Consider the following 16,463-nt stretch of genomic DNA (forward strand, 5'->3'; position numbering starts at 1 on the left):
GCATGTGGTCGGCAGGCCGCCCGGATCAAGGACGGGCGCTGAAGTGTTCGACGAAATCGCTGAACACGCGCGCGGCCAGCGCGGCGTCCTCGACCGTCATGGTCTCGGTCGGATGGTGGCTGATGCCGCCGTTGCCGCAGCGCACGAACAGCATCGCCACGTCGGCGATCGCGGCGATCGCCATTGCGTCGTGGCCGGCGCCGGACGGCAGCAGGCGCACCGGCGCGCCCTGGCGCTCGATCGCCGCCGCCCATTGCTGCTGCAGCCACGGCGCGCACGGCACGCTGGCGGCCTCGTGGGTCTTGCGGACCTGGGCGCGCACCTTGCGGCGCGCGCAGACGCGTTCGATCTCGGCCAGCACGTCGGCGACGGCGGCCTGCCGCACCGCATCCTCGCCGGCACGGATATCGATCGAGAACACGGCGCGGCCCGGCACGACGTTGGCGGCGCCGTTGGGCACATTGAACTGGCCGACGGTGCCGACCAGGCCCGGCGTGCCGCTGCAGCGGCGCTCGATGAACAGCCCGATCTCGGCACCGGCCATGGCGGCGTCGCGGCGCATGTCCATCGGCACCGTGCCGGCATGGCCGGCCAGGCCGTCGAGCTCGACGATGAAGCGGGTCGCGCCGGAAATCGCGGTCACCACGCCGACCGGCAGGTTCTCGTTCAGCAGCACCGGGCCCTGTTCGATATGGACTTCGACGAAGGCCAGCACCTTGTCGCGCGCGTGCGCCGCCGCGGGCAGGCCAGCCGGGTCGAAGCCGGCCGCGCGCATCACCTCGCGCATGGTCTTGCCGCTGTCGTCGACGTTGTCGAGCACGTTGTTGTCGAAGGTGCCGGCGATCGCGCGGCTGCCCAGCAGCGTCGCCTTGAAGCGCACGCCCTCTTCCTCCGCAAAGCCCACCACCTCGATCGCGAACGGAAAGCGCTTGCCCTGGCGGTGCCATTCGGCGACGCAGGCGATCGGCAGGATCACGCCCAGATTGCCGTCGTAGCGGCCGGCATCGCGCACGGTGTCGAAATGCGACCCCGTCAGCAGCGCCGGCGCGCCCGGCTCGGTGCCTTCATAGCGGCCGATCACGTTGCCGGCGGCATCGCGGCGCACCGTCATGCCGGCCGCTTCCATCCACGCCGCCAGCTGCGCGGCGGCGCCGTGGTGCGCGTCGGTCAGATAGGTACGAGTCAGCATGCCCGGCTGCTCGGTGTGGACGGCAAGGGCGTCGGCCCAGGCCATGATGCGCGCGCCAACTTCGGTGCCGGACACCGAGGAGGGCGTTGTGGATGCTGCCATGCGTGTCTCCTGCTGAACGGATCGTGCCGGCTGTACGCCGGCACCCGGGCCCCCGAACGGGGATGCGATGACTGTAGCGCGCTCGCTTGCGGCCTGGCGAGCCTGTTGGGCTGCCCGCCTGGCGCGGTGGCTGTTGTGCTTGTGTGGTGCGCTGTTCCCCGGCGCCGGGACGCGCACGGGGCCATCGATGCAGACCATGTTAGCACAGTGAATTCAAAAATTGCATACAAAAAAGATATGCACTATATTCCGGTCCAGGTTCCGACAAAGCGCTGCGGACAATCCGGTCCAGACAGTCGTCGGCGTGAATTCCGCCCCAACAGGGGGGCCTTCCACGCGAGCCACATCCATTGCACCGGGTGTGCCGAACCCGAGACACCGTTGCCCACAGCGGCGCCGGTGGCAGTCCTGAATCGAACAGGGTGAGCCGTCACACCGACACGGACCCGCCCGTCTGGAGACAAGTCATGCAGCAACCCGCCCTGCCCGGCGCCGGCCGGCCGCACACGCCTACCCCCAATCCCGTCCCCCGCCATCCGATTCACCGCTTCACGCGCTCGCTGTTCGGCCAGGTGCTGATCGCGCTGGTGCTGGGCACCGTGCTCGGTCTGGCCTTTCCGGAGTTCGCCGCCAAGCTCAAGCCGCTCGGCGACGCCTTCATCAAGCTGATCAAGATGCTGATCGCGCCGATCGTGTTCTGCGTGGTGGTGGCCGGCATCTGCGGCGCCGGCGAGCTGAAGAAGGTCGGCCGCGTCGGCGTCAAGGCGGTGGTCTATTTCGAGATCGTCACCACCATCGCGCTGGCGCTGGGCATCCTGCTGGCCTATGTGTTCCAGCCGGGCGCCGGCATGAACGTCAACCCGGCGTCGCTCGACGCCTCGGCGATGAGCGCCTATGTCGACAACGCGGCCAAGGTGGCCAGCGGCGGCACCGTCGACTTCCTGCTCAAGCTGATTCCGTCGACCGTGATCGGCGCCTTCTCGTCGGGCGACGTGCTGCAGGTGCTGCTGGTGTCCGTACTGTTCGGCTGCGCGCTGTCGCTGATCGGCGAGCCGGGCCGGCCGCTGGTCCGGCTGATCGACACCTTCTCGCAGACGCTGTTCAAGATGATGGGCTTCATCATCAAGCTGGCGCCGCTGGGCGTGCTGGGCGCGGTGGCGTTCACCGTCGGCAAGTACGGCATCGGCTCGCTCAAGCAGCTGGGCTTCCTGGTGGTGCTGTTCTACGGCGCGGTGGTCGTGTTCGTGGCCGTGGTGCTCGGTACCGTGATGCGGCTGTCGGGTTTCTCGGTGTTCAAGCTGATCAAGTACCTGCGCGCCGAGCTGCTGGTGGTGCTGGGCACCGCCTCGTCGGACAGCGTGCTGCCGCAGATCATGCGCAAGCTCGAGTTCATGGGCATCCGCAAGTCGGTGGTGGGCCTGGTGATCCCGACCGGCTACTCGTTCAACCTCGACGCCTTCTCGATCTACCTGACGCTCGCCGCGGTGTTCATCGCGCAGGCCACCAATACCGCGCTGTCGATGGCCGACCTGCTGGGCATCCTGGCGGTCGCGCTGGTGACCTCCAAGGGCGCGCACGGCATCCCCGGCTCCGCCATCGTGATCCTGGCCGCGACGCTGTCCGCGCATCCGGCGATCCCGGCGATCGGCCTGGTGCTGGTGCTGTCGGTCGACTGGTTCATCGGCATCGCCCGCGCGCTGGGCAACCTGATCGGCAACTGCGTCGCCACCGTGGTGGTCGCGGCCTGGGAGAAGGACATCGACCGCGAACGCGCGCATGCCGTGCTGAACGGCGAGATCCCGGCGGCCGAACTGGACGAGGGACTGAGCGCGCCGGTGCTCGATGGCCTGGACGGGCTGGAGGGTGGCCACGCGGCCCCCGGGTATGCGCCGGTGCCGGGTAAAGCCACGGGACGATAGAATTCGGCATTTCCCCCAAGCGCGCCGCCCGCGCTGCGCCCCATGCCCGAGCATATCGACCCTGCCATGACCGCCGAGGCGATCGCCGACGACATCGTCGCGGCGATCGTTTCGCACCGCCTGCCGCCCGGCACCAAGCTGCGCGAGGAGGCCCTGGCGGCGGTCTACCGGGTCAGCCGTACCAAGGTGCGCGCGGCGCTGCTGATGCTGTCCAAGGACAAGGTGATCCAGATCGTGCCCGACAAGGGCGCATTCGTCGCCAAGCCCAGCGCCGAGGAGGCCCGCGAGGTCTTCGCCGTGCGGCGCATCCTCGAGGCCGCGCTGGCCCGCGAGTTCGTCGCGCGCGCCACGGCCGCCGACTACAAACGGATCGACAAGCATCTGGCCGCCGAAAGAAAGGCGCTGGCCGGCAACGACGCGCAGATCCGCACCCGGCTGCTCAGCGACTTCCATATCCTGCTGGCCGAGGTCGTCGGCAACAAGGTGCTCACCGAGATGCTGCACGAGCTGTCGATGCGCAGCGCGGTGATCACCATGCTGTACCAGTCGCGCCGGGACGCGGCGTGCTCGTCCGACGAGCATCGCGAATTCATCGAAGCGGCGCGCGCCGGCGACGCCGAGCGCGCGGTCGAACTGATGGTCGGCCACCTGAGCCATGTCGAGGGCGCGCTGCACTTCGACGAGGTGCCCGCACCGGCGGGCAAGGATCTGGTGGCGGCGCTGCTGGCGTGAGTTCCGCTGCGGCGGCGCGCGCCGTCAACGCCAGCGCCGGCGCGACCACCACCACAGCGCATACACCGCGACATTGATCCCTACCACCAGCGCGCCCAGCCACAACTGGGTCTCGCGCGTCAGCGCCTGCGGGTACAGCAGCGGCAGCAGATACTGCTCGACGAAGCCGCCGGCATAGCCCTGTTCGCCGGCCGCATGCCGCAGCCGGTTTTCCAGCGGCGTCAGCGGGCAGATCCAGCCGGTCCATTCGACGGTGGCGCCCCACAGCGCGGCCGGCAGATGCAGCCATGCGACGCGTGGCCAGCGCCACAGCAGCACGCCGCCCGCGACCACGAAGGCGACGAACAGCAGGTGCAGCAGCACCACGGCGTCGGCCAGCCAGGCAGCCATCGGCCCTCCTCTGCAAAACGAGCGCTGCGGGTCCTTACGCGCCGCCGGCGCGCGCGGTCCAGTAGCCCGGGCGGTTGAATTCGGTCTTCAGGTGTTCGATGAAGAAGCGGATCTTCGCCGGGACGGGCCGCTGCTGCGGGTACACCGCCAGGATGTCGTAATCTGGCAAGGCGTATTCGTCCAGCACCGTGATCAGTTCCCCGCTCTCGAGCTGCGGCAGGATCTCCCACGTCGAGCGCCAGCCCAGCCCCAGCCCCTCGCAGGTCCAGCGGTGCAGCAGCTCGCCGTCGTTGCAGTCCAGATTGCCGGTCACGCGCACGCTGACGGCCTTGCCGTTCTGCCGGAAATACCAGCCGCGCTGCTGTCCGCCCTGCAGGTTGAACGCCAGGCAGTTGTGCTGCGCCAGGTCGTCCAGCGTGCGGGGCACGCCGTGCCGCGCGAAGTAGGCCGGCGTGCCGCACACCACGCGCTTGTTGGTCGCCAGCTTGATCGCGACGAAATTCGGGTCGATCGCGCCGCCGATGCGGATTCCGACATCGTAGCCCTCGCGCACCAGGTCGACCACGCGGTCGGTCAGGTTGAACGAGATCTGCACCTCGGGATTGTTGGCGAGGAATGCCGGCGCGTGCGGCGCCACATGCTTGCGGCCGAACGCCGCCGGCGCGGAAACGATCAGATGCCCGGTCGCCTTGTGGCGCCCTTCGGCGATCAGCATCTCGGCGCGATCAAGATCGGCCAGCGCCTTCTTGCACTGCTCCATGAAGGCCGCGCCCTGCTCGGTCACCACGATGCGCCGCGTGGAGCGGTGCAGCAATTTGACGCCGATGCGCGCCTCCAGCGCGTTGATGCGCCGGCCGATCATCACCGGCGTCACGCCCTGGGTCAGCGCGGCGGCGGCCATGCTGCCCTGCTCCACCACCGAGATGAAGGCCTCGATCTGTTTGAGTTTGTCCAACGTTTGTCTCCTCCCGCGCACGATTGTGCGCCGCGCCGCCATGCCGCGGCATCCGCCGCACGCTATGCCGGCAATGCGCCGCGGCGCATGACGCCGGTGAAGGCGGACGGTGCGCCGGCGCACGCGCCATACGACATCATTCCAAACCTCAGGTATGGAATCAACTGATCTCTCTTCCCTTTATCGCAGCGCCAAGGCGGTAATAGCATCGACTCCAACGGATTGGATCACCCTTGGAGACAGACATGCCGAAGATGAGAGCAGTGGACGCGGCGGTAGCCGTGCTGGAAAAGGAAGGCATCACCGTGGCGTTCGGCGTACCCGGCGCCGCCATCAACCCGCTGTACTCGGCCCTGCGCAAGACGGGCTCGATCGACCACTACCTGGCCCGCCACGTCGAGGGCGCCTCGCACATGGCCGAGGGCTATACCCGCGCCGAGGCCGGCAATATCGGCGTCTGCATCGGCACCTCGGGCCCGGCCGGCACCGACATGATCACCGGGCTGTACTCGGCCTGGGCCGACTCGATTCCCATCCTCTGCATCACCGGCCAGGCGCCGCGCGCCCGCCTGTACAAGGAGGACTTCCAGGCCGTCGATATCGAATCGATCGCCAAGCCCGTGACCAAGTGGGCCGTGACCGTGCGCGAGCCGGCGCTGGTGCCGCAGGTCTTCCAGCAGGCCTTCCATCTGATGCGCTCGGGCCGTCCGGGTCCGGTGCTGATCGATCTGCCGTTCGACGTGCAGGTCGCCGAGATCGAATTCGATCCGGAAACGTACCAGCCGCTGCAGCCGTACAAGCCGGCCGCCTCGCGCGCGCAGATCGAGAAGGCGATCTCGATGCTGAACGCCTCGGCCAAGCCGCTGATCGTCTGCGGCGGCGGCGTGATCAATGCCGATGCCGCCGAACTGCTGGTCGAATTCGCCGAGCTGGTCAACGTGCCGGTGGTGCCCACGCTGATGGGCTGGGGCGTGCTGGCCGACGACCATCCGCTGCAGGCCGGCATGGTCGGGCTGCAGACCTCGCACCGCTACGGCAATGCGAACCTGCTCGCGTCGGACTTCGTGATGGGCATCGGCAACCGCTGGGCCAACCGCCACACCGGCAGCGTCGAGGTCTACACCAAGGGCCGCAAGTTCGTGCACGTCGATATCGAGCCGACGCAGATCGGCCGCGTGTTCGGTCCGGACCTGGGCATTGTCTCCGATGCCAAGCTGGCGCTCGAGCAGTTCGTCGAGGTCGCCCGCGAGATGAAGCAGGCCGGCCGGCTGCCGTGCCGCAAGGCCTGGGTCGCCGAGGTGCAGCAGCGCCGCCGCACCATGCACCGCAAGAGCGATTTCGACAACGTTCCGGTCAAGCCGCAGCGCGTCTATCGCGAGATGAACCAGTACTTCCCGCGCGACGTGCGCTACGTCAGCACGATCGGCCTGTCGCAGATTGCCGCGGCGCAGTTCCTGTCGGTCAACCAGCCGCGCCACTGGATCAACTGCGGCCAGGCCGGCCCGCTGGGCTGGACCATTCCGGCGGCGATCGGCGTCAAGGTGGCCTCGCCCGAATCGGACGTGGTCGCAATCTCGGGCGACTATGACTTCCAGTTCATGATCGAGGAGCTGGCGGTGGCGGCGCAGTTCAAGGTGCCGTACATCCACGTGCTGGTGAACAACTCCTATCTCGGCCTGATCCGCCAGGCGCAGCGCAATTTCGACATGGACTACTGCGTGCAGCTGGCCTTCGACAACATCAACGCGCCCGAGCTCCAGGGCTATGGCGTCGACCACGTCAAGGTGGTCGAGGGCCTGGGCTGCAAGGCGATCCGCGTGTTCAAGCCCGAGGACATCGCGCCGGCCTTCGCCGAGGCGCGCGACCTGATGGCCGAATTCTCGGTGCCGGTGGTGGTCGAGGTGATCCTTGAGCGCGTGACCAATATCGCGATGGGCACCGAGATCGACAACATCAACGAGTTCGAGCCGATCGAGGACCGCGTCGACGAAGAGGCCGACACGGCGATCCTGAAGGAAGAAGCGGAAACGGCCTGACGCGCGCGCAGGCGGAGGCGGGCTTGTTCACACAGCCATGCTTCCGCCGCCCCGATGGCCACACCGACAACCCCACCCAGACTCTGGAGACATTCATGCCGAAACTGGCTGCCAATCTGACCATGCTGTTCAACGAGGTCGGCTTCCTCGACCGCTTCGAAGCCGCCGCGCGCGCGGGCTTTCGCGGCGTCGAGTTCCTGTTCCCCTATGCGTTTCACGCCGACCAGATCGCCGATCGGCTCAACCGCTTCCAGCTCGACCTGGTGCTGCACAACCTGCCGGCCGGCAAGTGGGAAGCGGGCGAGCGCGGCATCGCCTGCCATCCGGATCGGGTCGGCGAATTCCAGGACGGCGTCGGCGACGCGATCCAGTACGCCAAGGTGCTCGGCGTGCAGCAGCTGAACTGCCTGGTCGGCATCCTGCCGCAGAACATCCGGCGCGAGCAGGCGCAGGAGACGCTGGTCGAGAACCTGCGCTTTGCCGCCCGCAAGCTCGCCGCCGAGAAGATCGACCTGCTGATCGAGCCGATCAATACCTTCGACATTCCGGGCTTCTTCCTGTCGCGCACGCAGCAGGCGCTGGATCTGATCGACCAGGTCGGCGAGCCCAACCTGTACGTGCAGTACGACATCTATCACATGCAGCGGATGGAAGGCGAAATCGCCGCGACGCTGAAGGCCAACCTGCCGCGCATCAAGCATGTACAGCTGGCCGACAACCCGGGCCGCAACGAGCCGGGCACCGGCGAGCTGAACTACGGCTTCCTGTTCTCCTGGCTCGACCAGATCGGCTACACCGGCTGGGTCGGCTGCGAATACAAGCCGCGCACGAGCACCGAGGCGGGCCTAGGCTGGCGCGCGCAGTTCGGCGTGCAGTGATCGCGCCGGACCGCAACGGCGACAGAACCAGAACAGATTTCATTCATCACCATTCCAAGGAGACTCACCATGGCAAACCAACGCAACGTCGGCTTCATCGGCCTGGGCATCATGGGCGCGCCGATGGCCGGCCACCTGCGCGCGGCCGGCCACACGCTGTTCGTCCATGACGTCAACCCCGCCCCGCAGGCCCTGGTCGACGCTGGCGTCACGGTCTGCACCAGCGCCGAGGAGGTCGCCAAGCGCGCCGACATCGTGATCATCATGGTGCCCGACACCCCGCACGTGGAAAGCGTGCTGTTCAGCGAGAAGGGCGTGGCCGCCGCGCTGAAGGCGGCCGGCAAGGAAGCCTCGCACAGCAAGATCGTGGTCGACATGAGCTCGATCTCGCCGATCGCCACCAAGGACTTCGCGGCGCGCATCAACAAGCTGGGCGCGGCCTATCTCGACGCGCCGGTGTCGGGCGGCGAAGTAGGGGCGAAGGCCGCCACGCTGACCATCATGGTCGGCGGCCCGGCCGAGGCCTTCGAGGAGGTCAAGCCGCTGTTCGAGCTGATGGGCAAGAACATCACGCTGGTCGGTGGCAACGGCGACGGCCAGACCACCAAGGTCGCCAACCAGATCATCGTCGCGCTGAACATCCAGGCCGTCGCCGAGGCGCTGCTGTTCGCCTCCAAGGCCGGCGCCGATCCGGCCAAGGTACGCCAGGCGCTGATGGGCGGCTTCGCGTCGTCGCGCATCCTGGAGGTGCACGGCGAACGCATGGTCAAGCGCACCTTCGATCCGGGCTTCCGCATCGAACTGCACCAGAAGGACCTGAACCTGGCACTGCAGGGCGCCAAGGCGCTGGGCGTGGCGCTGCCCAACACCGCGACCGCGCAGGAGCTGTTCAACACCTGCGCCGCCAATGGCTTCGGCAAGCAGGATCACTCGGCGCTGTGCCGCGCGATCGAGCTGATGTCGAACCATACGATCGCGAAGTAAGCCGCGAAGCAAGTCGCAGTGGCGCGTGCGAGCGATCCACGCGCCCGCCTCGTCCGCGCCGTGTTCGCCGGCGCGGACGCTCACCGCCACGCCATCCCGCCATCCCATCGCGCACCGCCATGTATTCCGATTCCCACGCCGCCCTGCTGACGCCGACGCGTCGCGACAGTCTTGCCGATCCGCGCGCGCTGCTGCGCGAGCTGTTCGACACCGCGGTCGCCGCGGTCAGTCCGGGCCAGTGCCTGCCGCCGCAACTGCCGCCGCCGCCGAAGGGCCGCACCGTGGTGATCGGCGCGGGCAAGGCCGCCGCGTCGATGGCGCAGGCGGTCGAGGCAAACTGGCAAGGGGAACTGTCCGGACTGGTGGTGACGCGCTACGGCCACGGCGCGCCGTGCTCGCGCATCGAGGTCGTCGAGGCGGCGCATCCGGTGCCCGATGCAGCCGGGCAGCAGGCCGCGCAGCGCATGGTCGAGATGGTCAAGGGACTGAGCGCCGACGACCTGGTGCTGTGCCTGATCTCGGGCGGCGGCTCGGCGCTGCTGGCCGCGCCCGCACCGGGGCTGACGCTGGCCGACAAGCAGGCCGTCAACAAGGCGCTGCTGCGCAGCGGCGCCAACATCGGCGAGATGAATTGCGTGCGCAAGCATCTGTCCGCGCTAAAGGGCGGCAGGCTCGCGCTGCAATGCGCGCCGGCGCGCGTCGAGACGCTGCTGATCTCCGACATCCCGGGCGACGATCCGACGCTGATCGCCAGCGGTCCGACCTTGCCCGACGCCACCACCTGCGCGGATGCGCTGGCGGTGATCGACAAATACGGCATCGAGGTTCCGGCGGCCGTGCGCGCGCATCTGCAGAGCGGTGCCGGTGAAACGCCCAAGCCCGGTGATCCACGCTTCGAGGGACATCGCGCCGTGACGCTCGCCACCGCACAGCAGGCGCTCGAAGCCGCCGCCGCGCGTGCGCGTGCGCTCGGCATCGAGGCCCATATCCTTTCGGATGGCATCGAGGGCGAGGCGCGCGAGGTCGCGCTGGTGCACGCCGCGCTGGCACGCCAGGTCGCCCAGCGCGGCCAGCCGTGGCGCAAGCCCTGCGTGCTGCTGTCGGGCGGCGAGACCACGGTCACCGTGCGCGGCAACGGCCGCGGCGGACGCAACGCGGAATTCCTGCTGTCGCTCGCGGTGGCTCTTGACGGGCTGCCCGGCGTGCATGCGATCGCCGCCGACACCGACGGCATCGACGGCTCCGAAGACAACGCCGGCGCGCTGCTGTCGCCCGACACGCTGGCGCGCGCCGCCGCGCGCGGCGTGTCGGCACGCGCGCGCCTGGCCGACAACGACGGCTACGGCTTCTTCGCCGCGCTCGACGATCTGATCGTCACCGGGCCGACGCGCACCAACGTCAACGACTTCCGCGCCATGCTGATTCTCTGACGATGGCGCTGCGACGTCGTCACGCCTGTCGCCATCGGCAACGTGCACGACCGCAACCACGATCGCGACACGGAATCGCGCCCGGCACGGCAACGTGCCCCATCACAACCGCAATACCGCAACACCGCACCACTGCAAACACCGCAACAGGAGACACCATGAGACGCCAGCGCAAAGCCAAGATCGTTGCCACGCTGGGACCGGCGAGCACCGATATCGCGGTGATCCGGCAGCTGTTCGAGGCCGGCGCCGACGTGTTCCGGCTCAACTTCAGCCACGGCACGCAGGAGGACCATCGGCAGCGCTACCAGGCCGTGCGCCAGGTCGAGGCCGAGACCGGCCGTCCGATCGCGGTGCTGGCCGATCTGCAGGGGCCGAAGCTGCGCATCGGCACCTTCGCGGTGGGCAAGGTCGCGGTCAAGGCCGGCGATCCGTTCGTGCTCGACAGCGATCCGACCCCGGGCGACGCGACGCGCGTGCATCTGCCCCATCCCGAGCTGTTCCGCGTCGCCGCGCCGGGGCAGTCGCTGCTGATCGACGACGGCAAGGTGCAGCTGCGGATCGAATCGGTGTCCGCGGGCAGCATCGTCACGCGCGTGGTCAATCACGGCACGCTGTCGGACCGCAAGGGTGTCAACGTGCCGGACGCGGTGATTCCGATTCCGGCGCTGACCGACAAGGACCGCCGCGATCTCGAGTTCGCGCTGTCGCTGGGCGCGGACTGGATCGCGCTGTCCTTCGTGCAGCGCCCGTCGGACATCGTCGAGGCGCGCGAGCTGATCGGCACGCGCGCCGGCGTGCTGTCGAAGATCGAGAAGCCGGCCGCGCTGCAGCAGCTCGACGAGATCGTGCGGGTGTCGGACGCGGTGATGGTCGCGCGCGGCGACCTCGGTGTGGAATTGCCGCCGGAGCGCGTACCCGGCGTACAGAAGCGCATCCTGCGCGTGTGCCGCCAGCTCGGCAAGCCGATCGTGATCGCCACGCAGATGCTCGAATCGATGATCGACTCGCCGGTGCCGACGCGCGCCGAGGCGTCGGACGTCGCCAGCGCGATCTACGACGGCGCCGACGCGGTGATGCTGTCGGCCGAATCGGCCAACGGCCGCCACCCGGTACCCGCAGTCGCGATGATGAACCGCATCATCACCGAGGTCGAACGCGACCCGCTCTATCGCAATCTGCTCGACGCCCAGCACGAGGCGCCGCTGTCGACGCGGCAGGATGCGATCTGCGCGGCGCTGCGCGAGGTCACGCAGATCATCGGGGCGGCGGCGACGGTGACCTATACCTCGTCGGGCGCGACCGCGCTGCGCGCCGCGCGCGAGCGGCCGTGCGCGCCGATCGTCAGCATCACGCCGCATGTCGAGATCGCGCGGCGGCTGGCGCTGGCCTGGGGCGTGCATTCGACGGTCAGTCCGGACGTGCAGAGCGTCGACGAGATGGTCGACGCGGCGACGCGCGCCGCGCTCGCCGAAGGCTATGCCGAGCCCGGCGATCAGATCACCATCGCGGCGGGCATGCCGTTCGGCCAGGGCGGCACGACCAACCTGCTGCGGGTCGCCGAGGTCGGCGGCACGAAGGTGCCGGCCGCCGCGGCGCTCGAAGCTTCGAGCGCCGTGCCCGCTTGAAGTCAGGTGCTCTGGCCAGCCTGAGCTGGTGCGCGCCGCCCGCGCAAGCCGGGACCTTCCCGCGTGCGTCGGAGCGCCCACCCCCAAGCCCGGGCTCCCTGCCCGCCTGAAGCCGGCGGGCTTCCCCGCAAACCCGCGCCAGTGCCGCCATTGCTATACTTGGCGGCACTTCGCGGCCGGGCCCCTGTGCCCTCTTCCGTGGCCGCGTACCTGAACCAGCGGAGCCACCATGCGCCTTGACGACGAAGCCGAAAGCCAACATGTGGAAGACCGGCGAGGCGGCAGAGGCTTCGGTGCCGGCGGCAAGACCATCGGCATCGGCACGATCCTGGTCGCGCTCGCCGCCTCCTACTTCTTCGGCATCGATCCCACCGTGATCATGCAGGGCGCCTCGGTGCTGCAGCAGTCCGAGACCCCGCAGCAGCAGGCCACCCAGGGCCCGCCCGCCACCGATCCCATGTCCGTGTTCGTGCGCAAGGTGCTCGGCAGCACCGAGCGCACCTGGTCACACCTGTTCGAAACCGAGCTGAACCGGCGTTACGAGCCGCCGACGCTGGTGCTGTTTACCGGCGCCACGCAGACCGCCTGCGGCATGGGCCAGTCCGCGATGGGACCGTTCTATTGCCCGGCCGACCAGAAGGTCTATATCGACCTGGCGTTCTACGACGAGTTGCGCAAGCGCTTCGGCGCGGCCGGCGACTTCGCCCAGGCCTATGTGATCGCGCACGAGGTCGGCCACCATGTGCAGCACCTGCTCGGCGTGGCCGACAAGGTCGACAGCGCGCGTCGCCGCATGGGCGAGGCGCAGGCCAACCAGCTGTCGGTGCGGATGGAGCTGCAGGCCGATTGCCTGGCCGGCGTCTGGGCCGCGGCCGCGCAACGCGCCAATCAGCAGCTGCTCGAACCCGGGGATATCGAAGAAGGACTGCAGGCCGCCGCCGCGATCGGCGACGACCGTCTGCAGCGCCAGTCGCAAGGCTATGTCGTGCCCGAAGCCTTCACGCACGGCACCAGCGAGCAGCGGGTCCGCTGGCTGCGGCGCGGGCTCGAGTCGGCCGATATCGGCCGCTGCGACGCCTTCGCGGCGCGCCAGCTCTAAAGCCGGCGCGCGCGGCAGACAAGGAACTGCGCGGACCTGCGGAATAAAAAACACCCACCCGGAGAGAGAGAGAAGGAGGAAAGGAGGTCAACCGGGCAGGTGGGAGATAAACCGATTAGCCGGTGTGGCCGGCGCGCTTGCGTGGCGGTGGCCTGAGACAGGCCACCGGGGACGCGGCGCCGGCCCGGCATTCAGACGCAAGTCAGACGCGATAGCCGTACAGCGAGCCGTCGCCGCTGCGGGCGTTGTCCAGCGAGCTGGCGGCAATCTCGCCGCTCGGCGCACGGGCGCCTTCGCTGAAGCTGTCGAACTGGCCCTGGCGGGTGCCTTCGCTGTAGGGATCGAACTGCCCCTGGCGAGCGCCTTCGCTGAAGGTATCGAACTTGCCCTGGCGGGCGCCGTCGGTGAAGGTGTTGAACTTGCCGGCGCGTAGCGCATCGGCATAGACGTCGAACTTGCCGACCTTGCTCGAGGTGGCGGGCGCGGCCACGGCGACCGCCGAGGTCGCGGCCACGATGACGGCCAACGCGCCGCCGATGATACGGCTGGTGATCATTTGGGACTCCTTCAACTGAGCTTTATTTATGTGTCAGCTACCTGCTGCCCCTGAGCGATCTATGTCGCCATGTGAGCACGGGTTGAAGGTTAGTCCCTGGCCTTGCGGCCACAAATGGGGCTGCGACGAATGGTGAGTTGCGCGCCGTGAAACGACAAGGTGGCGGAACCAGCGGCGCCCCGCGCGAGGCGCCGCGGCCGGGCCGCCGGCCCTTTCCAGCGTGAACTACAGCGCGAACTGCAACGTGAACCGCAGCCTGAACTACAGCGTGAACTGGCCGTTGGCCTCGGGCTGATAGGACAGCTCCAGCACCGTCACCCGCTGCTCGCGGCCGTCCGGCAGCCGGTAGCTGACCGTCTCGCCCGCGCGGGCGCCAAGCAGCGCCTGGCCGACCGGCGAGAACACCGAGATCCGGCCCGCCTCGAAATCGGCGCTGTCCGGGTACACCAGCGTCCACTCGCGCGGCGCCGGGTCGCCCTCCAGCGCGCAGTGCACCGACGAATTCATCGTCACCACGTCCTGCGGAATCGCGTCGGGCGGCACGATCGCGGCGCGAGCCAGCAGGTCGTCCAGCATCTCGGCGATGCCGTTGGCAGGGGCCCGGCTGGCGATGCGCTCCAGTCGGGTCACGTCGAGTTCGGTCAGGTACAGCGTGGGCTGCAGCGAAGCGGATGCGGTCATGGCGGCTCCTGTATGGCTTGCGCGCGCCTGGGCGCGCTGGTCTTGCTTGTCTGTTGGATTCGGCCGGATCGGCGTCCGCGCGGTGACGGGGCGGTGGCGCCCGGCGTGCGGCTACTCCGAGCGGCGCGCGTGGCGGGAAAACGATCCGGAAAAGGAGGCTCGGGCCCGGTTCGGCTGGCCCGGCGCGACTGCGGTGCGGCTAGGCTGGGAACCGGGCGGGATCAAGCGGGGTGGAGATTCGGCGCGTGATCCGGCGGGAAGGGACGGCGGCCAGGCCGGCCGCCATGCGCGGTGCGCGCATCAGCGGTGCGCGCATGCGGGCCGCGTTCGCGATCTGCCGCGCCACGCGCGCGCCAGCCAGCCGGGCAAGGCGGCGGGCCTGGGCGAACGAGACGAAGCGGCGAGCGAACATCGGCAAAGGGTTCGGTTGAGGATTTGGCCCCGGCGGTCCGGTGGCCAGGTCCATGAGGCCAAACGTCGGAATCCGGAAACGGAAAGCGAGGCCTCAAAAAAAAAAGCGGGCGCGACGAATCGCGTGACCGGTTATCGGGATGCTAGCACAGCACAGGCAAAGCGGCGTGGCCCCGGGCCGCCACGGCTCAGTGCGGATGGCCCGCTTCGGTGCGGTGGCACTCGCACGGCCCGCCGCCGGCCGCCTGCTGCAGGTTCTGCAGGATGCCGCATTCGCTGGCGCGGTGGCCCTCGTCGCATGTGTGCCGCAGCGCCCGCAGCTGGCTCTCCAGCGCCTCCAGCGCAAGGCGCTGCGCGTGGATCTGCTCTATCTGCCGGTCCAGCAGCGAATTGATGCCGTCGCAGGCCGCGCTCGGATCGCGCGCGAAATCGCGCAGCCGGCGCACATCGGAAAGGCTCATGCCCAGCGAGCGGCAATGGCGCACGAAGTTCAGCTGCACGAGATGGGCGTCGCCGTAGCGGCGATAGCCGTTGTCCTCGCGCTGGGGCGCATCGAGCAGGCCCTCCCGCTCGTAATAGCGGATGGTCTCCGCGTCGCAGCCCGACTGGCGGGCGAGTTCTCCGATTCTCATGACACTCACCTTGTAGCGATTACAGGGTTTTCAAGGGGCAGTGTAGTCCAGCCCGGAGCGGCTTGCCGGTAACTGCTTCCTCGGATGCCGGAGGGACCTCCGGCTCCCCGGTCTTGCCGAGGGCGCCGGCTCCGGTCTTCCGCCGCGCTGGCTCCGGTCTTCCCGAGGCGCCGGCTCCGGTCTTCCCGAGGGCGCACAAATCGAGCGATCTCCCATCGCGAATGGCGCGTTCGCATCTCAGGTAGAATCGCCGCAACCGGGTGCGGCCAGCGTACCCGCCCGGCACTTTTCCATACCCCACTGAATCTCGTGCTGCGCCCCGCCACCTTCGTGCGATCGCTGCAGCGGCTGCTCCGGCTGTCGCTGCTGCCGCTGCTGCTCGCCCTGCTGCCGCTGCATGGCTGGGCAGGCGCCGGCATGCCCGCGGGCGGCACGGCGGTGCATGGGATCGAATCCGTCGAGGTCGCCGAAGTCATCGAGGTCATTGGTGCCTTCGACGCGGTCTTGGCCAGCGGCACCAGTGCCGCCAGTGCCGCCGATGTGCTCGGCCCCCTCTGCGATCCGGCTCCGGACTCCAGCGCGCCAGGCCCCGCCCCGTTTGCCGACGCCGGCGAAGCCGCGCCGTCGGGCGCCGACCTGGCTGAACAGCTGCTGCTCCCCTCGGCGCCCGCGATGACGGACGCCGGCGGCCGCACCGGCCCGCCTGCCTACGCCGCGCTACGGCTGCCCGAACCCGACCTGCCCCTGCTGCCGCGCCCGCCGCGCGGCTGATCCCCGGCCGTCCGCGCCGATTCCGAACCCGAAGCCCCGTGACCGCTCACGGGCCTTCGCCATGCGGCCC

16 protein-coding genes are annotated in these 16,463 nt (G+C 69.0%); 9 read left to right on the forward strand and 7 right to left on the reverse strand.

Going from position 1 to position 16,463, the window contains the following annotated elements; all coding sequences use genetic code 11:
- Positions 1–25 precede the first annotated feature (25 nt).
- Positions 26–1,291, reverse strand: a complete 1,266-nt coding sequence (locus KZ686_RS02910; protein ID WP_150082006.1) for an allantoate amidohydrolase — start codon at positions 1,289–1,291, stop codon at positions 26–28.
- 467 nt (positions 1,292–1,758) lie between these two features.
- On the opposite strand from KZ686_RS02910, the gene KZ686_RS02915 reads away from it, so the two are divergent.
- Both KZ686_RS02915 and KZ686_RS02920 read left to right on the forward strand, forming a co-directional pair.
- Positions 1,759–3,210, forward strand: a complete 1,452-nt coding sequence (locus KZ686_RS02915; RefSeq protein ID WP_149317518.1) for a C4-dicarboxylate transporter DctA — start codon at positions 1,759–1,761, stop codon at positions 3,208–3,210.
- Positions 3,211–3,252: 42 nt separating this feature from the next.
- Positions 3,253–3,942, forward strand: coding sequence for a GntR family transcriptional regulator (locus KZ686_RS02920; protein ID WP_265632972.1), 690 nt, complete (start codon positions 3,253–3,255; stop codon positions 3,940–3,942).
- Between the two features lie 24 nt (positions 3,943–3,966).
- On the opposite strand, the gene KZ686_RS02925 is transcribed toward KZ686_RS02920, so the two are convergent.
- Together KZ686_RS02925 and KZ686_RS02930 are read right to left on the reverse strand one after the other, a co-directional pair.
- A complete protein-coding gene (locus tag KZ686_RS02925) occupies positions 3,967–4,332 on the reverse strand; it encodes a DUF2784 domain-containing protein (protein WP_150082010.1) in 366 nt (121 codons plus the stop codon).
- A 34-nt stretch (positions 4,333–4,366) separates the two neighbouring features.
- Positions 4,367–5,287: a LysR family transcriptional regulator gene (locus KZ686_RS02930; protein WP_149317515.1), complete on the reverse strand. Its 921-nt coding sequence runs from the start codon at positions 5,285–5,287 to the stop codon at positions 4,367–4,369.
- 245 nt (positions 5,288–5,532) lie between these two features.
- Here KZ686_RS02930 and gcl point away from each other — a divergent pair, with 245 nt between their 5' ends.
- From gcl to ypfJ, 6 genes are all read left to right on the forward strand, one after another.
- On the forward strand, positions 5,533–7,323 hold the full coding sequence (gcl, locus tag KZ686_RS02935; RefSeq protein ID WP_149317514.1) for a glyoxylate carboligase: 1,791 nt from the start codon (positions 5,533–5,535) through the stop codon (positions 7,321–7,323).
- A 95-nt stretch (positions 7,324–7,418) separates the two neighbouring features.
- Positions 7,419–8,201: a hydroxypyruvate isomerase gene (gene hyi / locus KZ686_RS02940; protein ID WP_149317513.1), complete on the forward strand. Its 783-nt coding sequence runs from the start codon at positions 7,419–7,421 to the stop codon at positions 8,199–8,201.
- 69 nt (positions 8,202–8,270) lie between these two features.
- Positions 8,271–9,185, forward strand: coding sequence for a 2-hydroxy-3-oxopropionate reductase (gene glxR, locus KZ686_RS02945; protein WP_149317512.1), 915 nt, complete (start codon positions 8,271–8,273; stop codon positions 9,183–9,185).
- Positions 9,186–9,304: 119 nt separating this feature from the next.
- Entirely contained in the window at positions 9,305–10,615 is a 1,311-nt protein-coding gene (locus KZ686_RS02950; protein ID WP_265632973.1) for a glycerate kinase type-2 family protein, read from the forward strand.
- Between the two features lie 158 nt (positions 10,616–10,773).
- A complete protein-coding gene (pyk, locus tag KZ686_RS02955; protein ID WP_265632974.1) occupies positions 10,774–12,243 on the forward strand; it encodes a pyruvate kinase in 1,470 nt (489 codons plus the stop codon).
- 229 nt (positions 12,244–12,472) lie between these two features.
- A complete protein-coding gene (gene ypfJ, locus KZ686_RS02960) occupies positions 12,473–13,342 on the forward strand; it encodes a KPN_02809 family neutral zinc metallopeptidase (RefSeq protein WP_265632975.1) in 870 nt (289 codons plus the stop codon).
- A 202-nt stretch (positions 13,343–13,544) separates the two neighbouring features.
- Here the strand turns inward: ypfJ and KZ686_RS02965 are convergent, their stop codons facing one another.
- The 4 genes from KZ686_RS02965 to KZ686_RS02980 all read right to left on the reverse strand — a co-directional run bounded on the left by KZ686_RS02965 (position 13,545) and on the right by KZ686_RS02980 (position 15,622).
- On the reverse strand, positions 13,545–13,898 hold the full coding sequence (locus KZ686_RS02965; protein ID WP_149317508.1) for a hypothetical protein: 354 nt from the start codon (positions 13,896–13,898) through the stop codon (positions 13,545–13,547).
- A 261-nt stretch (positions 13,899–14,159) separates the two neighbouring features.
- Positions 14,160–14,579, reverse strand: coding sequence for a nucleoside diphosphate kinase regulator (gene rnk, locus KZ686_RS02970; protein WP_265632976.1), 420 nt, complete (start codon positions 14,577–14,579; stop codon positions 14,160–14,162).
- A gap of 199 nt (positions 14,580–14,778) precedes the next feature.
- A complete protein-coding gene (locus KZ686_RS02975) occupies positions 14,779–15,045 on the reverse strand; it encodes a hypothetical protein (RefSeq protein ID WP_149317506.1) in 267 nt (88 codons plus the stop codon).
- A gap of 133 nt (positions 15,046–15,178) precedes the next feature.
- A complete protein-coding gene (locus tag KZ686_RS02980) occupies positions 15,179–15,622 on the reverse strand; it encodes a Cd(II)/Pb(II)-responsive transcriptional regulator (RefSeq protein WP_149317505.1) in 444 nt (147 codons plus the stop codon).
- A gap of 309 nt (positions 15,623–15,931) precedes the next feature.
- Here KZ686_RS02980 and KZ686_RS02985 point away from each other — a divergent pair, with 309 nt between their 5' ends.
- Positions 15,932–16,393: a hypothetical protein gene (locus KZ686_RS02985; RefSeq protein ID WP_223819425.1), complete on the forward strand. Its 462-nt coding sequence runs from the start codon at positions 15,932–15,934 to the stop codon at positions 16,391–16,393.
- Positions 16,394–16,463: the final 70 nt, after the last annotated feature.

The sequence above is a fragment of the Cupriavidus cauae genome (genome assembly GCF_026210475.1).
Classification (GTDB): Bacteria; Pseudomonadota; Gammaproteobacteria; order Burkholderiales; family Burkholderiaceae; genus Cupriavidus; species Cupriavidus cauae.

Bases quoted from the DNA above. Each gene is read 5' to 3' on its own strand.
- KZ686_RS02920 (WP_265632972.1), top strand. From the start codon at position 3,253: ATGCCCGAGCATATCGACCCTGCCATGACCGCCGAGGCGATCGCCGAC.
- ypfJ (WP_265632975.1), top strand. From the start codon at position 12,473: ATGCGCCTTGACGACGAAGCCGAAAGCCAACATGTGGAAGACCGGCGA.
- KZ686_RS02975 (WP_149317506.1), bottom strand. From the start codon at position 15,045: ATGGACCTGGCCACCGGACCGCCGGGGCCAAATCCTCAACCGAACCCT.
- rnk (WP_265632976.1), bottom strand. From the start codon at position 14,579: ATGACCGCATCCGCTTCGCTGCAGCCCACGCTGTACCTGACCGAACTC.
- KZ686_RS02925 (WP_150082010.1), bottom strand. From the start codon at position 4,332: ATGGCTGCCTGGCTGGCCGACGCCGTGGTGCTGCTGCACCTGCTGTTC.
- KZ686_RS02980 (WP_149317505.1), bottom strand. From the start codon at position 15,622: ATGAGAATCGGAGAACTCGCCCGCCAGTCGGGCTGCGACGCGGAGACC.
- glxR (WP_149317512.1), top strand. From the start codon at position 8,271: ATGGCAAACCAACGCAACGTCGGCTTCATCGGCCTGGGCATCATGGGC.
- gcl (WP_149317514.1), top strand. From the start codon at position 5,533: ATGCCGAAGATGAGAGCAGTGGACGCGGCGGTAGCCGTGCTGGAAAAG.
- KZ686_RS02910 (WP_150082006.1), bottom strand. From the start codon at position 1,291: ATGGCAGCATCCACAACGCCCTCCTCGGTGTCCGGCACCGAAGTTGGC.
- hyi (WP_149317513.1), top strand. From the start codon at position 7,419: ATGCCGAAACTGGCTGCCAATCTGACCATGCTGTTCAACGAGGTCGGC.
- KZ686_RS02950 (WP_265632973.1), top strand. From the start codon at position 9,305: ATGTATTCCGATTCCCACGCCGCCCTGCTGACGCCGACGCGTCGCGAC.
- KZ686_RS02965 (WP_149317508.1), bottom strand. From the start codon at position 13,898: ATGATCACCAGCCGTATCATCGGCGGCGCGTTGGCCGTCATCGTGGCC.
- KZ686_RS02915 (WP_149317518.1), top strand. From the start codon at position 1,759: ATGCAGCAACCCGCCCTGCCCGGCGCCGGCCGGCCGCACACGCCTACC.
- pyk (WP_265632974.1), top strand. From the start codon at position 10,774: ATGAGACGCCAGCGCAAAGCCAAGATCGTTGCCACGCTGGGACCGGCG.